The 21,306-nt window shown below is 67.6% G+C and carries 22 protein-coding genes and 2 riboswitches; of the genes, 12 read left to right on the top strand and 10 right to left on the bottom strand.

The window, feature by feature from the left end:
• Nucleotides 1-44 precede the first annotated feature (44 nt).
• Both gcvT and ACTMO_RS0110565 read right to left on the bottom strand, forming a co-directional pair.
• Nucleotides 45-1,145 carry a glycine cleavage system aminomethyltransferase GcvT gene (gcvT, locus tag ACTMO_RS0110570; protein WP_019854662.1) on the bottom strand — a complete coding sequence of 367 codons (1,101 nt, stop codon included), beginning with the start codon at nucleotides 1,143-1,145 and terminating at the stop codon, nucleotides 45-47.
• A 34-nt stretch (nucleotides 1,146-1,179) separates the two neighbouring features.
• Nucleotides 1,180-1,274, bottom strand: a riboswitch (glycine riboswitch).
• Nucleotides 1,275-1,413: riboswitch (glycine riboswitch) on the bottom strand.
• A gap of 131 nt (nucleotides 1,414-1,544) precedes the next feature.
• Nucleotides 1,545-2,177, bottom strand: coding sequence for a TetR/AcrR family transcriptional regulator (locus tag ACTMO_RS0110565; RefSeq protein ID WP_019854661.1), 633 nt, complete (start codon nucleotides 2,175-2,177; stop codon nucleotides 1,545-1,547).
• A gap of 351 nt (nucleotides 2,178-2,528) precedes the next feature.
• On the opposite strand from ACTMO_RS0110565, the gene ACTMO_RS0110560 reads away from it, so the two are divergent.
• The 10 genes from ACTMO_RS0110560 (at nucleotide 2,529) to ACTMO_RS23465 (ending at nucleotide 12,558) form a co-directional block, all read left to right on the top strand.
• A complete protein-coding gene (locus ACTMO_RS0110560) occupies nucleotides 2,529-4,142 on the top strand; it encodes a long-chain-fatty-acid--CoA ligase (RefSeq protein WP_019854660.1) in 1,614 nt (537 codons plus the stop codon).
• A gap of 2 nt (nucleotides 4,143-4,144) precedes the next feature.
• The gene (gene fabG, locus ACTMO_RS0110555) at nucleotides 4,145-4,912 is read left to right on the top strand and encodes a 3-oxoacyl-ACP reductase FabG (RefSeq protein WP_033401527.1); all 768 of its coding nucleotides are present in this window, start codon (nucleotides 4,145-4,147) and stop codon (nucleotides 4,910-4,912) included.
• Between the two features lie 86 nt (nucleotides 4,913-4,998).
• Nucleotides 4,999-6,177: an acyl-CoA dehydrogenase family protein gene (locus ACTMO_RS0110550; RefSeq protein WP_026449079.1), complete on the top strand. Its 1,179-nt coding sequence runs from the start codon at nucleotides 4,999-5,001 to the stop codon at nucleotides 6,175-6,177.
• Nucleotides 6,178-6,281: 104 nt separating this feature from the next.
• Entirely contained in the window at nucleotides 6,282-6,434 is a 153-nt protein-coding gene (locus ACTMO_RS23295) for a hypothetical protein (protein ID WP_019854657.1), read from the top strand.
• Between the two features lie 167 nt (nucleotides 6,435-6,601).
• Entirely contained in the window at nucleotides 6,602-7,801 is a 1,200-nt protein-coding gene (locus ACTMO_RS0110540) for a Tm-1-like ATP-binding domain-containing protein (protein ID WP_026449078.1), read from the top strand.
• A complete protein-coding gene (locus ACTMO_RS0110535; protein ID WP_019854655.1) occupies nucleotides 7,798-8,655 on the top strand; it encodes a phosphoenolpyruvate hydrolase family protein in 858 nt (285 codons plus the stop codon). Before ACTMO_RS0110540 ends, ACTMO_RS0110535 begins: the two co-directional genes overlap by 4 nt.
• A gap of 65 nt (nucleotides 8,656-8,720) precedes the next feature.
• A complete protein-coding gene (locus ACTMO_RS0110525; RefSeq protein WP_019854654.1) occupies nucleotides 8,721-9,161 on the top strand; it encodes an SRPBCC family protein in 441 nt (146 codons plus the stop codon).
• Nucleotides 9,162-9,276: 115 nt separating this feature from the next.
• Nucleotides 9,277-10,254, top strand: a complete 978-nt coding sequence (locus tag ACTMO_RS0110520) for an NAD-dependent epimerase/dehydratase family protein (protein ID WP_425394330.1) — start codon at nucleotides 9,277-9,279, stop codon at nucleotides 10,252-10,254.
• The gene (locus tag ACTMO_RS23470; protein WP_211212943.1) at nucleotides 10,251-11,684 is read left to right on the top strand and encodes a hypothetical protein; all 1,434 of its coding nucleotides are present in this window, start codon (nucleotides 10,251-10,253) and stop codon (nucleotides 11,682-11,684) included. The genes ACTMO_RS0110520 and ACTMO_RS23470 overlap by 4 nt, the downstream gene beginning before the upstream one ends.
• A gap of 28 nt (nucleotides 11,685-11,712) precedes the next feature.
• Nucleotides 11,713-12,558 carry a glycosyltransferase family 2 protein gene (locus tag ACTMO_RS23465; RefSeq protein ID WP_211212942.1) on the top strand — a complete coding sequence of 282 codons (846 nt, stop codon included), beginning with the start codon at nucleotides 11,713-11,715 and terminating at the stop codon, nucleotides 12,556-12,558.
• Here the strand turns inward: ACTMO_RS23465 and ACTMO_RS0110510 are convergent.
• Nucleotides 12,527-12,997 carry a GtrA family protein gene (locus ACTMO_RS0110510; RefSeq protein WP_019854652.1) on the bottom strand — a complete coding sequence of 157 codons (471 nt, stop codon included), beginning with the start codon at nucleotides 12,995-12,997 and terminating at the stop codon, nucleotides 12,527-12,529. The genes ACTMO_RS23465 and ACTMO_RS0110510 overlap by 32 nt on opposite strands.
• Before the next feature lie 322 nt (nucleotides 12,998-13,319).
• Between ACTMO_RS0110510 and ACTMO_RS0110505 the strand changes: the two genes are divergently transcribed.
• Nucleotides 13,320-14,492, top strand: coding sequence for an NAD-dependent epimerase/dehydratase family protein (locus tag ACTMO_RS0110505; RefSeq protein WP_019854651.1), 1,173 nt, complete (start codon nucleotides 13,320-13,322; stop codon nucleotides 14,490-14,492).
• 64 nt (nucleotides 14,493-14,556) lie between these two features.
• On the opposite strand, the gene ACTMO_RS0110500 is transcribed toward ACTMO_RS0110505, so the two are convergent.
• Nucleotides 14,557-15,027 carry a DUF6069 family protein gene (locus tag ACTMO_RS0110500; protein ID WP_157062861.1) on the bottom strand — a complete coding sequence of 157 codons (471 nt, stop codon included), beginning with the start codon at nucleotides 15,025-15,027 and terminating at the stop codon, nucleotides 14,557-14,559.
• Nucleotides 15,028-15,891: 864 nt separating this feature from the next.
• Here ACTMO_RS0110500 and ACTMO_RS0110495 point away from each other — a divergent pair.
• Entirely contained in the window at nucleotides 15,892-16,683 is a 792-nt protein-coding gene (locus tag ACTMO_RS0110495; protein WP_245556118.1) for a peptidoglycan DD-metalloendopeptidase family protein, read from the top strand.
• Nucleotides 16,684-16,884: 201 nt separating this feature from the next.
• Here ACTMO_RS0110495 and ACTMO_RS0110490 read toward each other — a convergent pair whose 3' ends face one another.
• The 6 genes from ACTMO_RS0110490 to ACTMO_RS0110465 all read right to left on the bottom strand — a co-directional run bounded on the left by ACTMO_RS0110490 (nucleotide 16,885) and on the right by ACTMO_RS0110465 (nucleotide 21,139).
• The gene (locus ACTMO_RS0110490; protein ID WP_019854648.1) at nucleotides 16,885-17,694 is read right to left on the bottom strand and encodes an RNA polymerase sigma factor SigF; all 810 of its coding nucleotides are present in this window, start codon (nucleotides 17,692-17,694) and stop codon (nucleotides 16,885-16,887) included.
• Nucleotides 17,691-18,167 carry an ATP-binding protein gene (locus ACTMO_RS0110485; RefSeq protein WP_245556117.1) on the bottom strand — a complete coding sequence of 159 codons (477 nt, stop codon included), beginning with the start codon at nucleotides 18,165-18,167 and terminating at the stop codon, nucleotides 17,691-17,693. The genes ACTMO_RS0110490 and ACTMO_RS0110485 overlap by 4 nt, the downstream gene beginning before the upstream one ends.
• 361 nt (nucleotides 18,168-18,528) lie before the next feature.
• Nucleotides 18,529-19,182 carry a vitamin K epoxide reductase family protein gene (locus ACTMO_RS0110480; RefSeq protein WP_019854646.1) on the bottom strand — a complete coding sequence of 218 codons (654 nt, stop codon included), beginning with the start codon at nucleotides 19,180-19,182 and terminating at the stop codon, nucleotides 18,529-18,531.
• Nucleotides 19,179-19,907 (bottom strand): DsbA family protein, encoded by a 729-nt coding sequence (locus ACTMO_RS0110475; protein WP_019854645.1) that lies wholly within the window; start codon nucleotides 19,905-19,907, stop codon nucleotides 19,179-19,181. Before ACTMO_RS0110475 ends, ACTMO_RS0110480 begins: the two co-directional genes overlap by 4 nt.
• Before the next feature lie 264 nt (nucleotides 19,908-20,171).
• Nucleotides 20,172-20,303, bottom strand: a complete 132-nt coding sequence (locus ACTMO_RS23915) for a hypothetical protein (RefSeq protein ID WP_019854644.1) — start codon at nucleotides 20,301-20,303, stop codon at nucleotides 20,172-20,174.
• Nucleotides 20,304-20,452: 149 nt separating this feature from the next.
• Nucleotides 20,453-21,139 (bottom strand): GntR family transcriptional regulator, encoded by a 687-nt coding sequence (locus ACTMO_RS0110465; RefSeq protein WP_019854643.1) that lies wholly within the window; start codon nucleotides 21,137-21,139, stop codon nucleotides 20,453-20,455.
• Nucleotides 21,140-21,306: the final 167 nt, after the last annotated feature.

The following is a 21,306-nucleotide window of genomic DNA, read 5'->3' as shown; positions in this document are numbered from 1 at the left end:
TACCTCCGTGTTCGTGGTTACCGGTGGACTCGGGTCGGCCGCGTTCAGCGGTTGCGGTTGTAGAAGGGCAGTTCGACGACCTCAGCCGCCGCGGCCTTACCGCGAATGTCCACCTGCAGCTCGGTACCCGGCTCGGCGTTGGCCCGGTCCACATAGGCCATCGCGATCGGGTGTCCCAGCGTGGGTGAGGGGGCACCGCTGGTCACGACGCCGACCTCGGTGCCGTCGTTGTCCAGCACCCGGTAGCCGTGTCGCGGTGCGCGGCGTCCCGTCCCGCGCAGCCCCACCAGAGTCCTCCGCGGTGGTTGTTCGGCGACGGCGGCGAGCGCCGCGCGGCCCACGAAGTCCGCGGACTTGTCCAGCCGAACCACACGCCCCAGGTTCGCGTGGAACGGAGTCAGGTCCGTCGAGAGCTCGTGGCCGTGCAGCGGCATGCCCGCTTCCAGTCGCAGGGTGTCCCGGCACGCCAGGCCCGCGGGTTGCAGCCCGTGCGGTGCGCCCGACTCGCTGAGCGCGTTCCAAACCGTAGCGGCGTCGGCGGTCGATGTGAACAGCTCGAAACCGTCTTCGCCGGTATAACCGGTCCGGGCGAGTAAAATGTCACAGTCGGCGACCTTGCTCGGATAGCCCGCGAAGTACCGCACCTGGGTGAGGTCGGTGTCGGTCAACGGGGCGAGGATCTCCGGTGCGGCCGGGCCCTGGACGGCGATCAGGGCGTACTCGGAGGAGAGGTCGGTGTAGTCGACGCGGAAGGAACGGGTCCGTTCGGTGAGTTCGGCGGAGACCGTCGCCGCGTTCGCCGCGTTGGCGACCACGAGGAACTCGTCCTCCGCGGTGCGGTACACGATGAGGTCGTCCAGGACTCCACCGGCTTCGTCGCAGATCATCGTGTAGCGGGCACGTCCGACCCTGATGCCGGAGGCGTTGGCCACCAGCGCGTAGTCCAGCGCCTCGGCGGCCTGTGGTCCGCTGAGCCTGAGTTCACCCATGTGGGTGAGATCGAACAGGCCCGCCGTGTTGCGGACGGCGTTGTGTTCCGCGGTGTCGCCGGAGTAGCGTAGCGGCATCTCCCAGCCCGCGAACTCGGTGAACGTCGCGCCCAGTCGCTGGTGGACCTCGTGCAGCGGGGTCTGGCGGGGTGACATGGTGTGCAACTCCTCTGGTAGGCGCCCTTCTCGGCGTCTCCCCGGAGTCATTGGCCTGAGAGTTTCACCGCGTGGCGGCTTGCACCGTGGGCGAGGGGCACCGGACCCCTGCTTTCCTCCGTGATCGCCTGGTGCCATGCGGTGATGGGGCCTGAGAGTTTGTGGGGAGTGTTTGCTCCTTCGGCGCTCCGCGTGCACGTCGGAACCCTTGCCGTGGCCGGGCGGCGTTGCCGCGAGCCGCTTGCGGAGTCTCTCCCGCATGACGTCATCGGCGCACTGTTCGGTTATGGACAGGACGCTACGGAGCCCCTGCTGCCGAGTCAAGCACTCCGCAGCGTGATCCTCACGATCCGGGGACGGTTTTCCGTGTGGCGGGAACAGGAGGCCGATGGTCGGTGTTCAGTCCTTCCCCGTCAGTTCGGCGTGGCGTCGGCGCAGCCCCTCGACGAAGGCCTCCAGGGCGAGTTCGAAGCTGGCGTGGTCGATCTCCGTGGCGTGTCGGGGCAGCAGGTGGGCGTGTTCCAGGTTGGGGAAGCGTTCCTCGTAGACCTCGGCCTCGGCGGGGAAACCGGCGGCGAAGGAGCCCATGGCCGAGCCGAGCACCAGGTACTTGACCGAGGCGCCGATCATGGTCGCGTAACGCGGGGGCCACCCCGCGCTGATCAGCCCTCCGTGGACCGCGTCGGCACGGCGCAGGGCGTTCTCCCTGCGCGCGGGACCCGAGGCGAGGAAGGGGACCAGGTTGGGGTGGGCCGCCAGCGCGGCCCGGTAGGAACGGGCCCACACCGTCAGCCCGGTGATCCAGTCGCTGTCGAATCCGGAGACGTCCACCTCCGACATCACCGAGTTGGCGATGTCCTGTAGCAGCTCGTCCTTGTTCGGCACGTAGTTGTACAGCGAGGCGGCGCGCACTCCCAGTCGTTCGGCCAGTTTCCGCATGGAGAGGGCTTCCAGCCCGGACTCGTCGATGATCTCCACGGCGTGTTCGCGGATGCGTTCCATCGACAGCAGGGGGGTGCTCGGTCGGGGCACGTCGTGACCTCCGGGGCCTCGGTCGTGGTCTCGGCGGCTCGCTCGGGGCGGGCGGCCTCGGTGCGTGCCGGGCCGGTGGTCGCACTGTGGCCGCGTGCGGTGGGGCGCAAGCCCGGGATCAATGTGGCATACCGGCGTGGTCGCGGTGCGACGGGTGGTGGTGCGCACGGTGTTCCGGTTGTTCGTTCGTCACTGTGCGCGGGCGAGCGGGATCCGTATGTGCCTCTGGTCAAAACGGGAGCGCGGTTGTAGGGTCACCAAAACTAACAATGTTAGTTAACTGGTGAGGCTGTCAGTCGCGGCGGTGCGTGCCGCACGCGGCAGCGGCTCCTGTCCGAGAGGAGATCGCTGATGAACGAGACCGCCCCCGGCGGAGACCTCCCGCCGGGTTCCGGAGCGGAGAAAATCCGGGCCACCCTCTCATCGGCCTCGTTGCTCGCCGAGCCGGCGACCCGCTTCCCCGGCAGAACCGCGGTCGTGGAGGGGGAGCACCAGGTCACCTACGGGCAGCTGTGGCGTCAGGCGCGCGAGCACGCTTCGGCGTTGCGGGCGCTGGGGATCTCCGCCGGTGACCGGGTGGCCCTGGTGGCCCCCAACGTCCTCGCGTTCGTGCGGGTCTACTACGCGGTACAGGCCCTGGGTGCGGTGGTCGTGCCGGTGCCGTTGCTGTTGCGTCCGGAGGAGGCGGCGCACCTGGTCTCCGACTCGGGGGCGAAGCTGGTCGTCGGCCACACCGCCCGGCTCGACCTCGCGCGGGGGTGCTCCCGACTGACCGGGACACCGCTGGCGCTCGTCGGCCCCCGCGACGACCACCCCGAGCCCGCTCTGGACGACCGGGCGGAGGCCGTGGGCAGCTTCGTCGCCCGCTCCCCGGAGGACCCCGCCGTGATCTTCTACACCAGCGGGACCACGGGAAAGCCCAAGGGTGCCGTGCTCACGCAGCTCAACATGGTCATGAACGCCACGGTCAACGCCTTCGACGCCAACGACACCGGACCGGGGGACCGGGTGCTCGGTTGTCTGCCCCTGTTCCACGTCTTCGGGCAGACCGTCTCGATGAACACGACCTTCCGTGCCGGGGCGAGCCTGGTGCTGCAACCGAGTTTCGAGCCGAGCCGGGCGCTGGAGCTGATCCGCGAGCACGGGATCACCCAGTTCCACGGGGTGCCCACCATGTACTCCCGGCTGCTGGAGGCCGCGGAACCGGGGCTGGAGCTGCCTACCCTGCGGCTGTGCGTCTCCGGGGGAGCGGCGCTGCCGGTGCGGGTGCTCGAACGTTTCGAGGAACGTTTCGACACCTGTGTGCTGGAGGGCTACGGGCTTTCGGAGACCTCGCCGAGTGCGACGGTGAACCAGCCCGCGCTGGGTACCCGAGCCGGCACGGTGGGGCATCCGCTCTGGGGGACGGAGGTGGGAATCGCCGACCCCGAGGCCGAGGGGATCGAGTTGCTCCCCGACGGGGAGACCGGCGAGGTGGTGGTACGCGGGCACAACGTGTTCGCCGGCTACCTGAACGATCCGGAGGCCACCGAGGCCGTGTTGGTCGACGGATGGTTCCGCACCGGAGACATCGGACGCAGGGACGAGGACGGTTTCCTGTCCATCGTCGACAGGAAGAAGGACCTGGTCATCCGCAACGGGTACAACGTCTATCCGCGTGAGGTGGAGGAGGTCCTGCTGGACCATCCCGCCGTGGAACAGGTCGCCGTCATCGGCCTGCCGGACGAACAACGCGGCGAAGAGGTCTGTGCAGTGGTGGTTCCTGCCGATAGTGTGGATACCGACCAGTCGGTCAAGGACGGGATCATCGACTGGTCCGCGCGGCGGTTGGCGGCGCACAAGTACCCGCGTCGGGTGAGCTTCGTGACCGAGCTTCCGTTGGGACCCAGTCACAAGGTCCTGAAACGCGAGCTCCGCGCCCGTCTCGTCGCGCGACAGGACACAACCGAGGACGCTCAGGAGTGAACATGAACCAGGAACTGAACGGGCGGGTTGCCGTGGTGACGGGCGCGGCCCGGGGAATCGGGGCCGCCATCGCCGAGACCCTGGCCTCGGCGGGCGCATCCGTGGCCGCGGTGGACCTCGAGGAGTCCTCCTGCGCCGACACCGTGGAACGGATCAACTCCTCCGGGGGCCGTGCCCTGGCGGTGGGAGCCGACGTGACCGACTCCGAGTCGGTGGCGAGCGCGTTCACCCGGGTCTCCGAGGAACTCGGAACGATCGGGATCCTCGTGAACAACGCCGGGGTGACCAAGGACAACATGCTGTTCAAGATGTCCGAGCAGGACTGGGACACCGTGATGGGAGTGCACCTGCGCGGTGCCTTCCTGTGCAGCAGGGAGGCCCAGAAGCAGATGGTCCCCGAACGGTGGGGCAGGATCGTCAACCTCTCCAGCGTCTCCGCGCTCGGCAACCGCGGCCAGGCCAACTACTCGACCGCCAAGGCCGGTGTCCAGGGGTTCACGCGCACGCTGGCCATCGAGCTCGGCCCGTTCGGGATCACCGTCAACGCGATAGCCCCCGGATTCATCGTCTCCGACATGACGGCGGCGACGGCCCAACGGCTCGGCATGGACTTCGAGGACCTCAAGCAGGCCGCGGCGGACGAGACCCCCGTCCGGAGGGTGGGACAGCCGCAGGACATCGCCAACACAGTGGCCTTCCTGACCGGTGAGAGCTCCTCCTTCGTCACGGGGCAGACCCTCTACGTCGACGGCGGTCGCAAGCTCGGCTGACCGTTCGACGGGGCGCGGTGCACCGGTCTGCCGGTGCACCACACACCCTCCCCTCTTTGTCGATTCTTCCCAGGAAAGGAACCGTGATGGTCGATTTCTCCCTGTCGGACACCGAGCGTGACATCCGCGACTGGGTGCGCAACTTCGTCCACCGTGAGTTGATGCCCCTGGAACAGCGGGTACTGGAACGGGAACGCCGCGGCGAACGCGGTTTGGAGAAGGAGGAGACCGAGCAGCTGCGCGAGAAGGCCCGTCAGGCCGGCTTCTGGGGGGTGCAGACCCCCGAGGAGTACGGGGGAATGGGGCTGTCCTCCGTGATGACCGCGTTGGTCGAGGTGGAACTGGGGCGCACGTTCGTGCCGTTCACCTTCGGCGGCAGCGCCGACAACATCCTCTACCACGGCAACGAGGAGCAACGGCAGCGCTACCTGATCCCCACCATCGAGGGGACACGCAAGTCCTGTTTCGCCATCACCGAGCCCGACGCGGGATCGGACGCCAAGAACATCCGCACCACCGCGCGGAAAGAGGGCTCCGAGTGGGTGATCGACGGGGAGAAGACGTTCATCACCGGCGGGATCGACGCCGACTTCGCGATGGTGTTCGCGGTGACCGACAAGGAGAAGGGCGCCGACGGCGGGGTGACCTGCTTCCTGGTGGACCGGGACATGGGGTGGACCTCCGAACCCATCGACATCATGGGGGAGTGGGACCGCCAGCCCGCCGCGTTGACCTTCGACGGAGTCCGGGTTCCGGAGGAGAACGTGCTCGGCGAGGTCGGTGGCGGTTTCGCGCTGGCCATGCAGTGGATCGGCCGGGGCCGGTACCTGCTGCCGGCCCGCGCGCTCGGCGGATGTGAACGGATGGTGGAGATGGCCACCGAGTACGCGTGGTCGAGGAAGACCTTCGGAGCCCCCATCGCCGACCGCCAGGCCATCCAGTGGATGATCGCCGACTCCGCCGTCGACATCGAGGCCCTGCGCTGGCTGGTGCTGCAGGCGGCCTGGCAGGCCGACCAGGGGATGGACTCCCGGCACGCCCAGTCCATCGCCAAACTGCACGGGGGTGTGCGGGCGAACGAGATCGTCGACAGGGTCATGCAGATCCACGGCGGGATGGGCTACACGCGGGAACTTCCCATCGAGCGCTGGTACCGGGACCTGAGGTTGCTGCGCATCTTCGAGGGCACCGACGAGATCCAGCGCCGCACCCTGGCGAGGAACCTGCTCAAGGGCAACGCCTCGGTGCGTGGCGTGCTCGGGTGACGCCCGGTGTCCGTCCGGGTCCGGTGCGTGGTGGTCGCGGTCGACTCGGCGCGTGCGGTGGGTAGGCTGGACCCCGGAGTCCCGATTCGACGGCAGGAGTGGCCATGTCGATTTTCCGGAAGATCACCGACATCGCCAGGAGCCAGCAGGGCCGGAAGGCGCTGGAACAGGCGAAGCGTTACGCCAGGGACCCGAAGAACAAGGAGAGGATCGACCGGGTCGTCAACAGGGTCAGGGGCCGGGGAAAGGGGCACTGACCGATCCGGCGCGAGCGGGTCCCGCCGACGGGCGGGACCCCACCGTCGCCGTTTCCGGCCGGAGCGGGTGAGCCCGGTCCCTCGGATCCCGGCGGAGGACTGTCCCGCGGACGGATCGATCAGTAGAGTGCCACACGCATGATCATCGATCGAGCGCGGGAAGTGATATGGGTAGCGTGTACGTCGTCGGCACCTTCGACACGAAGGGCGCCGAGTTGACCTACGTGACCGAACTGCTCCGTCGGGACGGGTCCTCCGTGGTGACCGTGGACGTGAGCACCGCGGCGCCCGTGGAACGCTCGGTCACGGTGTCGGCGGAGTCGGTGGCCGGCTGCCATCCCGAGGGGCGGACGGCCGTGTTCACCGGTGACCGGGGCACAGCGGTGTCCGGGATGGCCGAGGCGTTCCGCCGTTTCCTGTGCGACCGCGAGGACGTGGCTGGTGTGCTCGGGCTGGGGGGTTCCGGGGCCACGGCGCTGGTCACCCCGGCCATGCGGGCGCTGCCGGTGGGGATTCCCAAGTTCATGGTCTCCACCGTCGCCTCGGGCGACGTCTCGGGCTACGTGGATGCCAGCGACACGGTGCTGCTGCCCGCCGTGACCGACATGGCGGGGCTGAACAGGATCTCGCGTCGGGTGCTGGCCAACGCCGCCCATGCCCTGCACGGGGCCGCGAGCGCGGAGCCCGTACCGGCGGGAACGGACAAACCCGCCGTGGCGCTGTCCATGTTCGGCGTGACCACTCCCTGTGTCTCCGCTCTCGTCTCCGAACTGGAGGCCGAGTACGAGCCCCTGGTCTTCCACGCCACCGGGACCGGCGGGCGCGCGATGGAGAAACTGGCCGGCGACGGGGTGCTGCGCGCCGCGCTCGACGTGACCACCACGGAGATCTGCGACCTGGTCGCGGGCGGGGTGATGAGTGCCGGCGAGCAACGTCTCGACACGCTGGCGAGCAGTGGCATCCCCTACGTGGGTTCGTGCGGCGCGTTGGACATGGTGAACTTCGGTCCCGTGTCCACGGTGCCCGCCGAGTACGCCCACCGGACCCTCTACGAGCACAACCCCCAGGTCACCCTGATGCGCACCACCCCGGAGGAGTGTGACCGCATCGGCCGTTTCCTGGCGGACAAACTCAACGCCTTCACCGCGCCGGTACGGTTCCTGTTCCCCGAGGGCGGTTTCTCCCTGCTGGACACCCCGGGCGGGCCCTTCCACGATCCACGGGCCGACGCCGCGCTGTACGAGGCCTTGGAGAACAATCTGGCCCAGCACGAGGACCGACGTCTGGTTCGGGTTCCGTACCACGTCAACGACCCCGAATTCGTGCGCGAACTGATGAGCTCCTTCACGGAGGTGGTGCGGAGATGACCCCGAACCGGGACGGGGAGAACGAGGGGCCGGGGAGCCGCTCCGGGATCCTGCGCGGGCTGCGGGAGAAGGCGGCCCGGGGGGTGCCGATCGTCGGCGGCGGAGCCGGGACCGGTCTGTCGGCCAAGTGCGAGGAGGAAGGCGGAATCGACCTGCTGGTCGTGTACAACTCGGGGCGCTACCGCATGGCGGGGCGTGGTTCCCTGGCCGGTCTGCTCGCCTACGGCAACGCCAACGACATCGTCGTGGAGATGGCCCACGAGGTGCTCCCGGTGGTGCGTGAGACCCCGGTGCTCGCCGGGGTGAACGGGACGGACCCCTTCATGCTCCGCGACAGGTTCCTCGCGGAACTGCGGGCTCTCGGGTTCGCGGGGGTGCAGAACTTCCCCACAGTGGGGCTCATAGACGGAACCTTCCGGGAGAACCTGGAGGAGACCGGCATGGGCTACGACCTGGAGGTCGAGCTGATCCGCGCCGCCGCGGAGGCCGACATGCTCACCACCCCCTACGTGTTCTCGGCCGAGGACGCCCGCAGGATGACCCGGGCCGGAGCCGACGTGCTCGTGTGCCACATGGGACTGACCACCGGGGGCAGCATCGGTGCGCGCACGGCCAAGAGCCTCGACGACTGCGTCGGTCTGATCGACGAGTGCTCCGCAGCCGCCGCCGAGGTGCGCGACGACGTCCTCGTGCTGTGCCACGGAGGGCCGATCAGCGCTCCCGAGGACGTGGAGTACGTGCTGTCCCGAACCCGCCGCTGTCACGGTTTCTACGGGGCCAGCAGCATGGAACGGTTGCCCACCGAGCGGGCACTGGTCGAGCGGACCGAGGCCTTCCTCCGGGCTGGCGGCTGACCGCCGGTCCTCGCACGGGGGGTTTCCGGTTCCAGCACACACGAGCGTTGTCCGGGAGGAACACCGTGGCCGAGTCGTACGCGAGCATCGTGATCGCCGCCCCCGCGCGGCGGGTCTGGCAGTGGTTCGGGGACTTCGGCGGTCTCGCGCAGTGGCATCCGGGGATCGCCGAACTGGAGATGGAGGATGGGGCCGGTCCCCGTGAGGTGGGAGCGGTCCGGAGACTGTGGTTGGGCGACGGGACCAGGGTCCGCGAACGTCTGGTGGCGCTCGACGAGGTCGGCCACAGCCACACCTACGAGATGCTGGAGGGGCCGTTCCCGATCCGGAGTTATCGGGCCACCGTGCGGGTGAGACCGGTCACGGCCACCGGGGAGAGCTTCGCGGAGTGGTGGGCCCGCTACGACGCCGACGCGGAGCGGGAGGCCGAGTTGGACCGGACTTTCGCCGAGGGAGTGTTCGCCACGGGGCTGGCTGAGCTGGCCCGTCGGCACGCCGAAATATGAAAACATTTGAATGAAACGGTGTGGCCAGGGAGTTCGTTCCGGATCTTGCGAGGGGACGGGTTCGCGCGACACGAACAGCGCAACGGTTAGAGTCATATGCGTGCCAAGCAGCTTTGTGCAGTCCGCAGCGAAAACAGATGATCCGGAATCCGAGGCCGAACGTGTCATCGTGACCGGGGGGGCCGGCTTCGTCGGTCGTGCCGTGGTCCGGGCCTTCGCCGACCGGGGCAGCCCGGTGACCGTCGTCGACCGCGCCGAGCCGGAGATCCGGGAGGAACACCGCCATCTGGTCAGTCACGTCGCGGGGGACCTGACCGACCCGGATGTTCGTGACGCGGCCGTCACCGAGGGAAGCGCGGGAATCGTTCATCTGGCGGCCATCACCTCCGTGCTGCGTTCGGTGGACAAGCCCACCGAGACGTTCACCGAGAACGTGGAGGTCACCCAGGGGCTGCTGGAGCTGGCGCGTCAGCGCGGTGTTCCGCGTTTCGTGCTGGCCTCCACCAACGCGGTGGTCGGTGACATCGGATACGGCACCATCTCCGAACGGTTGCCCCTGCGTCCGCTGACTCCCTACGGAGCCACCAAGGCAGCCTGCGAGATGCTGCTTTCCGGCTACACCGGCGCCTACGGACTCTCCGCGGCGGCGCTGCGTTTCACCAACATCTACGGTCCGGGCATGGGGCACAAGGACAGCTTCGTCCCACGTCTCATGCGCGCGGCCCTCGCCGACGAGGGAGTGGAGGTCTACGGCGACGGATCGCAGAGCCGGGACTTCGTCCATCTCGACGACGTGGTCCGGGCCGTCACCGCGGCCTGGGACCGGCACTACAGCGGAACGGCCGTCATCGGGTCGGGGCAGTCCGTCTCGGTGATGGAACTGATCGAGACCGTGCGCGCGACCACGGGCAGGCGGATCCCGGTGACGCACGTGGAGGCCAAGAACGGTGAGATGCCCGCGGTGATCGTCGAGATCGAGAAGGCCGGAAGGGAACTCGGTTACCAGCCGAACGTACGGTTCACCGACGGGCTGCGCACCGTGTGGGACGACTTCCGTCGTGCGGCCGACGGCAGTGTGCCCGTGGCGACATGACCGGTGGCGTGGTGCGTGTTCTCCGGCGGCACTGGCTGCTGGCGCTGTTGCTGCTGGCCGGAGTGCTGTTGCGTGTCGTGGTGGAGATCGCCTACCAGCCCGCCCTGCTGTACATCGACTCCGCCCGGTACCTGAAGGATCTCGGGATCTTCTACCCCGGCAACATCAACCCCATCGGCTACGAGCTGTTGTTGTTGGGGCCGGTGCTGCTCGTCGGGGACCTCGGAACGGTCGTGCTGGTGCAGCACCTGCTCGGTCTGGCCTTGGCCGTGGCCGGGTACTGCCTGTTGCTGAGGTTGGGGTGTCGACGGTGGCTGGCCGCTCTGGCGGTGGCCCCCGTGCTGCTCGACGCCTACCAGCTGCAGATCGAGCACCTGGTCATGTCCGACCTGTTGTTCCAGGTGCTGCTGCTGACCGTGATCATCCTGCTGACCTGGTGGGGAACCCCGGGGCCCCGACTGGCGCTGCTGGCCGGAGCCCTGCTGGCCTTGTCGGTGCTCGTCCGCCTGGTGGGGCTGACCCTCGTGGTCCCGGCGGCGGTGTTCGTGGTACTGGCGGCCGGACTGCGTCCCCGTGACGGGTGGAAACGACGCCTGCGGGCGGCGGGGGCGCTGGTGGGCGGTTTCGTGGTCGTGATCGGTGGTTACGCCGGATACCACGCACTCTGGACCGGAGTACCGGGTCTCGGAGGCTCGACGGGAAGCGTGGTGTTCGGGCGCACGGCCATGGTGGCCGAGTGCGAGAAGCTGGACCTGTCCAGGGCACAACAGCTGGTGTGCCCGGAGGAACCGGTTCCCGAGCGCAAGCGCAAGGGGATCGACTACTACATGCACTTCTTCCAGGGGCGGGTCGACACCGACGAGCTGCCCGAGGACGTCACCTACTCGCAGGCTCAGCACTCCCTGGCCTTCGAGGTGCTGCGCAGCCAGCCCCTCGACGTTTTCGGAGGTGTCGCCAAGGACTTTCTCAAGGGCTTCGCCCCCATGCGCACCCAGTCTCCCGGTGATGTTCCGCTGGCGCGGTGGCATTTCCAGACGGAGTACCCGCTGTACTTCTCGGAGTGGTCACTGAACGGGTGGCTGGAGTACTACGACGGTGGCAGCTACTCGGTCAACGAACGGGCCGCGGGCTTTCTGCGCGCCTACCAGCTCGGTGGGGGCTACACTCCCGGTACGGTCCTCGGTTTGGCATTACTCGTGGTCATAGCTGCGATTCTGGGGGTGGGACGTGCCAACCGGAGTGGCCTCAGAGCGGTGTGCCTGCTCGTCGGAGGAATTCCCTCCGCCGCGTTGCTCACCGCCGCGGCGATGGAGTTCTCCTGGCGTTACCAGCTTCCGGGACTGTTGTTGCTGCCCCTGGCCGGGGCCCTGGGAATCACGGCCGTCCTCGGCCACCGATCAGAGACACAGGATTCCACGACGAACCGGTAGCCGCGAACACGGCTTGAAGGAGCACACGATGTCGACGACCTTTCCGGACGAGGTCGATGAGCAAGCGCTCGCCGAGTACACGGCGCGCTACGGTGATCACAACTTCGCCCCGGTGGTGGTGCTGATCGCCGCCTACAACGAGGAGGACGCCCTACCGGCCGTGCTGGACGGGATGCCCACGAGCAGTTGCGGTCTCGGGGTGGACACCCTGGTGGTGGTCGACGGTGCCACGGACGCCACGGCCGAGGTCGCCCGGCGTCACGGCGCCTACACGTGCACCGCTCCGCGGAACAGGGGACAGGGTGCCGCGTTGCGACTCGGTTACCGACTGGCCGCGCAGCAGGGAGCGCGTTACGTGGTGACCACCGACGCGGACGGCCAGTACGAGATCGGGGAACTACCCACCCTGCTGCGTCCGCTCATCGACGATGAGGCGGACTTCGTCACCGGCTCGCGTCGTCTCGGCAGCAGCGAGAACCCGCAGTTACTGCGTCGGGTGGGAACCTACGTGTTCGCCTGGCTGGTCAGTGCGTTGACCGGGCAGCGCATCACGGACACCTCGTTCGGCTTCCGCGCCATGCGTGTCGAGGTCCCGAACTCGGTCCGCCTGGAACAGCAGCAGTACCAGTCCTCGGAACTACTGGTCGGGGTGTTGGCACGCGGTTACCGGGTGCGGGAGTGCGCCATGACCATGCGCCAGCGTCTCGCCGGTTTCAGCAAGAAGGGCAACAACGTGCTCTACGGCTACCGCTACACCAGGGTGGTGTTGGGCACGTGGTTGCGGGAACGCAAGGCGCGCCGTATGGACCGTTCGTCGACCGGTTCCTCGGTGGACGAACAGCTCAGCGAGCCGGCTCGTGCTGCCCGCGACTAGCGAAGACCACGCGGTCCATCAGGAAGAACTTGACCACGAACATGACCAGATAGGTCCCCAGGTAGGCGCTCCATACCAGGACAACGCGCGGGGTGTGGGCATCGTGGAACACGTGCAGGGCCAGGGTCTCGGTGTAGTGGGTCGCCGTCGCGGCCGCCAGCGCCGTGAGCACCGAGATCGGCAGGAAACGGACGAGTTCCCCACGCAGCCCGGCTCGTCCCCTGCTGCCCCACGTCCTCCTGTTCAGCAGGAAGTTGGGGACGGCTCCCGACAGCCACCCCAGCACGGTGGCGACCGTCGTGCCGGCTCCCAGCGCGTAGGAGAGCCCGAACACGAACTGGCTGCTCACCGTCGCCACGGCGGAGGCTCCGGCGAAGCGGCGGAGCAGCCGCCAGTAGCGTCCCGCTCCGGAGGTTCGCGGTTCCGGCGTGGCTGTCACGGTGTGCTCCCTTCCTGTGGGAAGAGTGGAGGGCATGGATTCACTCCACGAATGTACGGAGACGGCTTCGCCGGCCTCCGGTCGGATGAGAACATGCCACTCCGTGAAGGCGGGGCAAGCTGTCACAGTGTGACGGTTAGCCTTTCACATCGGGCACGATCGTGTGAGACGGTCTTGGTTCTCGTGCGTCGTGTCCGGGGTATTAGATTCCGTGGACACCCGCGCTCGTCGGGGTCGCGGAAGCGGACTTTGCCAGGTGGTGAACACGACGTCGTCACGGACGGTGTCGTGGAAGCCGATATTGTGTAGAGGAGAAGAAGGCGTGCGAATCCTCGTCCTCGGCGGCGACGGCTATCTCGGTTGGCCGACCGCTCTGCATCTGTCCGACTGTGGCCACGAGGTGGCCGTGGCCGACAACTTCGCCCGTAGGTCCTATGACGACGAGATGGGCGTACGCAGCCTGGTACCGATCGAGCCACTGCAGACACGGATCGATGCCTGGCGCGAGGTTTCCGGTCAGCACATCAGGATGTACTACGGTGATCTCGTCGACGCCGAGTTCACCATGGAGATGATCCGGGACTTCCATCCCGACACCATCGTGCACTTCGGTGAGCAGCGTGCGGCCCCCTACTCCATGATCGACCGCAAGCACGCGGTCTACACCCAGCAGAACAACGTGATCGGCAACCTCAACGTGCTGTTCGCGATCCGGGAGGTGGATCCGGAGATCCACCTGGTCAAGCTGGGCACGATGGGGGAGTACGGAACTCCCAACATCGACATCGAGGAGGGCTGGCTGGAGGTCACCCACAAGGGGCGGACCGACCGGATGCTCTACCCGAAGAAGCCCGGGTCCTTCTACCACCTCAGCAAGGTGCACGACAGCCACAACATCGAGTTCGCCTGCCGTATCTGGGGGCTGCGGGCCACCGACCTGAACCAGGGCATCGTCTACGGCCAGGAGACTCCCCAGACGGTGCGCGACCCGAGGCTGGCGACCCGGTTCGACTACGACGCCATCTTCGGCACGGTGCTCAACCGGTTCGTGATCCAGGCCGTTCTCGGGCATCCGCTGACCGTGTACGGCAGTGGTGGTCAGACCCGCGGTGTCATCGACATCAGGGACACGGTGGAGTGCATCCGCCTGGCCTCCGAGAACCCGGCCGAGGCCGGTGAGTTCCGGGTGTTCAACCAGATGACCGAGAGCTTCTCGGTCGAGGAGCTCGCCAAGACCGTGGCCAACAACTACCACGGCGACGTCGAGGTGGAGTACCTGGAGAACCCGCGTGTGGAGCAGGACCAGCACTACTACAACGTGGTTCACACCGGGTTGGTCGAGCTCGGACTCGACCCGCATCTGCTGTCCAACACGCTGATCAACTCGCTGTTCGGTGTGACCGAGCAGTACAAGGACCGGGTGGATCTCGCCGCGATGCGCCCCACGGTGCAGTGGCGGACCGCCTCCAGCCCGCTGCGTGCCCAGCAGAACTGAGAATCGTTCGCAACGGTTCGTCCGGGTGGCCGCGACTGGCGACACGCGACGACGTTCCATCGGCCTAGGAGCCGGAACGACGACGTGTCGCGCTCGCGGCCACCCCGCTGAGCAGTGTCCCTATCGCCAGCCCGACCAGCAGGTTCAGTACGCATGTCGCGAGCTGGGTCTCCAGCGGTGCCGGTGTGGTGAACGGGCGTACGGCTATCGCGACCGTGCCCAGGGCCACGATCCAGCCGAAGAAGGTGCCCGGTCGTGGCGTGCTCAGCAGCAACAGGTGCATCAGCCCCGTGGCCAGCAGGGCGGCCAGCGCGGAGAGCAGACACATCCAGACGGTGCTGACGTCGCCGAGGGTTCCGTGTCGTGAGGGGCCGAGTACGGGGATGTGCAGTACTCCGCGCGCCGTCACCACCCCCACCAGCGCGACGAGCGCCGCGACGAGGGCGGTGGCCGCCCCGCCGGTCCACAGCTGACCGGCGTTGGTCTCGGAGGCCCCCGCGGTGCGCCCCGGGGGCCGAGTGTCGTCCTCGGACACGTTTCCCTCCCGGCGCGGGACGAAGACCGGGTGACTGTCGATGTTCGCGCACTGTTCGTCGTGCCGCAATTCCGGTGCGCGTCCGTCCGTCCCGTGGGTGGGAGTTTCCTTCGTGCGGCAGCACTCGCCAGGAGTGGGCCGAGGTTCCTCGCACAGCGTGACCGTTCCCGTGCGGTGTGGTTCCGGAGGGATGTTCGACCGGAAAAGTGTCGCATCCACGTGTCGGACGTCACTTTTGCGGCTTGTTCGTTCTAGCCTCGCCCCCGATGTGTTTCGTCGATCATCCTTCCGGGAACCGACGTCGCGTTTTCCCGCGATCTCCACGAGATCGATACGCCGGTGCGAGTGATCGGAAATCAGGCAGTGAAAAGGATCTTCGCGTTTTTTGGCGCGGCGTCTTACCAGCGAAATCGCCGGAATCAGCGATGTTCGATCCTCGCGGTCGCGACGTCGCCTCCCGCCGTTGGCGTGTCGGGGGAAGGTGATCGCGGCCAAGTGGGCGTTTGGTTGACTCGTTATCCGATCGCGACCTTACGCTGAATACACAGCGTGTCATAACGGATTGGTCTCGTGCTTTTTTCCTCCCCTGAAAGGGGGAGGGCTTGAAGCAACAAACACGTAAAGCTACGTTGCGGCCGGTACGTCACGGTTCGGTCACGACGCACTCGACCCCCGAGAGTGCACCCCGACCCCCGACGGGAAGTGGCCGAACCTCCCCGAGACGGAAAGGCGAGCATGGCCGAAAAACACGACAAGGGCGGTCGTGGCACACTCTCCGCCCTCACCTCGCGTGTCCCCCGAGCACTTCGCAGTCCTTTTTCACGTTCGGGACACCATTCCACGCGGAACAGGATTCTCGCCGGAGTGGTGGCGACCGGTGCCTTCGTCGCGGTCGGTTCCCCCCTCGTGGCGGTCACCGACGACCAGGGCGGTGGCTCGAACAACCGTGACGTGGCCCCGGTGGCCGAACAGAGTCCGCTGAGCGCCGCCGTCAACGGCACCCCCGAGGCCCCCGAGTCCGTGCGGCTGGGTAGCGGCGGCTCGAACGAGGACGACTCCGAGAAGCGCGACCTCGACAAGAGCGAGCGGGTACGGCAACAACGTGCCGCCGAGAAGGCCAGGCAGGACGAACAACGCCGCGAGGCCGAGCAGAAGAAGGCGGTCCAGGAGCAGACCGCGAAGAAGAAGGCCTTCGCCCGCGAGGCCGAACAGCAGGAGAAGCAGCGGGCCGACAGGGCCGCCAAGGCCGCCGAGGCACCGGCTCCGAAACCGAGGAAGCTGGTGGCCGAGGGCTTTCTGACCTCGGGCTTCCACACACGTGGTGGCGCCCACGCCGGTATCGACATCGGCGCCGACACCGGCACCCCGATCCACGCTCCCCAGGCGGGAACCGTGATCAGTTCCGGTCCGGCCAGTGGGTTCGGCCTGTGGGTTCGGGTGCGCCACGATGACGGTACGGTCACCGTCTACGGGCACATCCACAGCTCCCAGGTGCACGTCGGCCAGCGTGTGGAGGCCGGGCAGCAGATCGCCACCGTGGGCAGCCGCGGGCAGTCCACGGGGCCACACCTGCACTTCGAGGTCCGCCTCGGCCCCGGAGCTCAGGAGATCAATCCCATTCCGTGGTTGAAGCAGCGGGGCTACAGCCTCGGCTGACGCCCACGGTGATGTCGTTGCCGGGGACCCGTGCCACCCCCGACGCCGGGTCCCCGGCAACTTTCCACGTGTGGGAGACCTTCCGGAACCACGCGGCAAGACTCGGTCCCGGTCAAGACCCGGTCCCGGTGGGGCCACCGCGGGATGCTCCCTCCCGGCCTCTTCGCGCCTGCAGGAGCGGACAGGGCGAACGCGGTGGGATCAGTCGCTCAGGGACTCGGCCGGAACGTCGACCTCGATACGGTCCCGCAGCCGGCTCAGCGTGCGGGCCAGCAGCCGCGAGACGTGCATCTGTGAGATCCCGACCTGCTCGGCGATCTGGGTCTGCGTCATCGACCTGAAGAAGCGTAGTACCAGGATGCGGCGTTCCCGCTCGTCCAACTCCTCCAGGAGCGGACGGATCGCCGCCCGGTTCTCCACCTCGTCCAGCTCGGTGTCCGAGGAGCCGATGGCGTCGCCCAGGGGGATCTCGTCGGTGTCGCTGAGCAGCTCGTCGAGGGAGCTGCTGCGGTAGGCGTTGCCCGCCTCCAGCCCCTGGTGGACCTCCTCCCGGCTGATGCCGAGGTGCTCGGCGATCTCACTGGGGGTGGGAGCCCTGCCCAGGCTCTGGGAGAGGGTCGAGATGGCCGCCGAGATGGACAGGTGCCTTTCCTGCAGGCGTCGGGGTACACGTACCGTCCATCCGGTGTCGCGGAAGTGGCGCCGCACCTCGCCCATGATGGTCGGAACCGCGTACGACAGGAAGTCGACACCCCGATGCGGGTCGAACCGGTCCACGGCGTTGATGAGACCGAGGGTGGCGACCTGGACCAGGTCCTCCTGGGCCTCCCCTCGGTTGCTGAACCTGCGTGCTATGTGCTGTGCGATGGGAAGGTGTTCGGTGACCAGCCTGTCCCGGAGCTCGGCGTAACGCCGATCCCTCTTGTCCAGATCCGCGAATTCGACGAACAGCGGGGCCAGTTCCTCGTAGTTCTGACCTCGGTAGGCGTGTTCGGAGTCCGCCCGCGTCACTCGTGGACCATCCGTCCCTTGCTCAGCTGTATACGCACGACGTGTCCGTCAGCGTTGTCTCCGGCTTCCCGCACCGAGGATGCCACGTTGTCGGTCAGCGCGCTGAGTACACGCCAGCTGAAGGTGTTCGTACGTGGCCCGGAGGCCTCCGGGCTGGTAACTTCGGCGGTGAACTCCAACAGGTTCTCCGCGCTGCGGAAACGTCCGACGAGGGGACTCTGCTCCGCGGCGATCCGCACCAGCGAGGAACAGGCCTCGTCCACCGCGAGCCGCAGGTCCGCGATGGTGTCGACGTCGAAGTCGGCACGCATGGCGAGGTCACCGACCACGGCGCGCATCACGGGCAGTTGTTCGGGCACCGCCATGACCCGGACCTCCACCGCGTGCGGGTCGGTGGCCGGGTTCGGCGTGTCGGGATCCGGCGCGGAGCTTTCCACGGATGCCGGATGACGATCCGAATAAGGTGCTGACACGTGGACTCCTCGTTCCAACCTCATGTGAGACCACCGCACATCGAACCAGAGGGACGCGGCCGGTCGACTCCACGGGGGTGTGTCCCCCGGGAGCGTCTGTGGGAATCCTGCCCCGGCGACGGCGGGGGACGGAACGCGATGCTCATAGCCGCCTGATACCCGGCAGCGGAAGCGGGCAAACGGATGTTCGGCGCGGGCGGGAGCGGCCGGAGCGTGCCGGTGTGGCTCCTTCTTCCTCCGGTGGAGGGCAGGGGACCGTGGGAGGACCCCCGCCGGGCCCGGAAGAACGCCCGGGCGGGGGTCACGACGTGAGGGACCTCCCGTGACCGCCGGGCGGGAGACCGCCCGACCCGGGGCGAGGTCAGAGCAGGCTGCTCCAGTAGGTCCAGAACGCTTCCAGGATCATCCCGACGATGACCAGGTACCACACCAGCAGTAGCACGGTGTGCACCCGCGCGGCGCCGAGAACGACCGGTCTGACCGGCCCGACCGGCACGTGCCTTCGTTCGAGATTGTGCAGCGTCGTGTACCAGAAGATCGCTATGGTGACGACCCACACGACCATGCAGTACGGGCACAGTGCGTGGATATCGTACAGACTCTGCCAGATCAACCAGTGGACGAAGCCGACCCCGAAGATCGTTCCCAGCTGCATACCGATCCAGTACCAGCGTGGGGGCCGGAAACCGGACAGCATGGCCACCCCGGTGGTGGTCACGACCGCGAAGGCGGCCACCCCGATCAGCGGGTTGGGGAAGCCGAAGGCCGTGGCCTGCTCGCTTTCCATGACGGAGCCGCACGAGACCACCGGGTTGATGCTGCAGGTGGTCACGTAGTCGGGGTTCAGCAGGCTCAGGTACTCCTCGACGCTGAGCGCGAAGGCGGCGAGGAAACCGATGCCGCCGCCGATCAGGTACAGCCACCCCAGTCCGCGTCCGAACAGGGGAGGCTCGGTCCGTTCCGGGGGCACGGCTTCGGGGCCCTCGTGGCGGGTGGTGTGCGTGGTGGCTGTCACTTGGCCAGCGCTCCGTCCAGTTTCTCCCGCAGTTGCTCGGCCGGGCTGCTTCCCTTGTCGAACTGGATCTGCTCACCGTTCAGGAAGTAGGTGGGGGTTCCGCCGACGCCGGCCTCGGCGCCGTCCTGGCGGTCCCGCTGGATGCGCTGCCCGACCTGGTCGGAGTTCATGTCCTGGCGGAACTTCTCCACGTCCAGGCCGATCTGTTCGGCGAACGTGGTGAACTGCTCGGTGGCCCGCTGCTTGTCGTCGCTGACGCCCTGGCCTTCCCGCACGGCCCAGGAGGAGTAGTTGTCGAACAGCTTGTGGTACATGGCGGTGAACTCGCCCTGCATGGCGGCCGCCTCGGCCGCCCGGGCCGCGGGTTCGGCCAACGGGTGCATGTCCAGGGGGAAGTTCCGCACCACGAAGTTGATCTTGCCCTCGTACTCCTTCTCGATCTTGGTGTTCAGGGTGTTGTAGTAGGAGTGGCAGCCCGGGCACTGGTAGTCGGCGAACTCGACCAGTGTCGGTGCGTCCGGGCCCGCGTCGAGCACCTTGTTGCTGCCCTCGGGGTTCAGGACGGAGGAGGCGACCCGGTCCGAGCCGTTCCGCTGGGTGTCGCCACCCCCGAAGTACATGACGCCACCGATGACTGCGACTGCCACGACCAGCACTATCGCGGTCAGGATGATGTTGGTCGAAGCCCCGCTGCGCTTCGCCACCGGATTGGTTGTCTTGGGCATCGGCCTGTTACACCTTCGACGGTCGTTCTCCGCGCGAGCGTGTGCCCGCGCACGGGCTTTCGTTCAGTTTCCCCTACTCACACGATCGTGAAATCCGCCGGGGTGCGTGATATCACTACCGTGACCACGGGGGTGGTGCGGTGGCAGGTATTCGCCACCATCATGCCTGTCCTGAAAAGCCGAACGCTCGTGCGAAAGAGTGAACTCGACTACGCTCCGCGTACCAGGGAACGGCCGCTGTGGTCCTCCGGTGGGGGTTTCCGCTCAGTTCGTCACCATCCGTGGCACCGCAGCGTTCTCGTGTCCGGCGGGCAGCGCCGGTTCGGCGGGGAACCAGGTGGCCAGTACGACGGTCAGCACCACCATGAGCACGGTACCGGCTACCGATGCGATCACCTGACGAGTACTGACGTGCATGTTCGCGACCCCCGCGTGCGCCCTGTCGAGACGTTTCGCGATGCCCGCCCTTCCGGCATCGCAAGATCACCACACCCGGGTATTCGTGCCTCGCTGCCGAATCGTTACAACGATGTTGTCCGAAGTTGTCAGGACTCGCTCGACCAGGTGTGTTGCTCGTCGAGATGGGCGACCAGCGATTCCCCCAGCCCGCGAAGGTGCTCGTACATGGCCTGTTCGGCCCCGGCGCCGTCGCCCTTGGCCGCCGCGTGGAGCACCCTCGGGTGCTCCCGGCCGCACACTTCGGGCCACCCGGCGGCCACCAGCTCGCGTTCCCGGGGGAGGTAGCGTCTGGTCAGCTCGAAGAACCAGGCCAGCTTGTCCGCCCGTGCCGCGCCGGCGAGTTCGGTATGGAACCGCCCGAGCAGTTCGACGGCGGTGGTCGGGTCCTCGGGCTCGTGGCAGCCGTTCAGTTCCCGTTGCAGCGTGTCCAGCCGCTCCAGGGAGGTCCGGTCGGCCACCTCCGCGCACCGACGCGCGAGCCTACCCCCGATCAGGGCCCGCAACTCGAAGACGTCCAGCAGGTCCGTCCGACTCGGAGCGGCCACGGCGAACCCCTGACGCGGTTCGAGTTCCACGAACCCCTCCGCCGCGAGGGTGATCAACGCTTCCCGCACCGGGGTGACACTGATACCGAGGTCCTCGGCGAGCTGGTCCAACCTCAGGTACTCCCCGTCGAGCACCTGGCCGGTGATGATCTGTTCGCGGATGTGGACCGCGACTTCCTCGGGTAGCTGGGATCTGCGTCCCCGGGATGCTGATCCGGACAGGGCCATCGAACTCCCGTCGTCACGTGGCTGGGGCCGTCCACTCTCGGTGGCTTCCGCCGTCCCCCGTACAAGGGCCGAGACCCGAATTGTCGGTGAACACCCCGAAGGACGCATCGCGTGCGAGACGGCCCGTCGCGGTTCTTTTCCCGGTCCCGGGAGTGCGTGCCCGGCGG

Source organism: Actinopolyspora mortivallis DSM 44261 (assembly GCF_000384035.1).
Classification (GTDB): Bacteria; Actinomycetota; Actinomycetes; order Mycobacteriales; family Pseudonocardiaceae; genus Actinopolyspora; species Actinopolyspora mortivallis.
The sequence above is the reverse complement of the archived record's forward strand: the minus strand, read 5'-3'. Positions and strand labels throughout refer to the sequence as shown.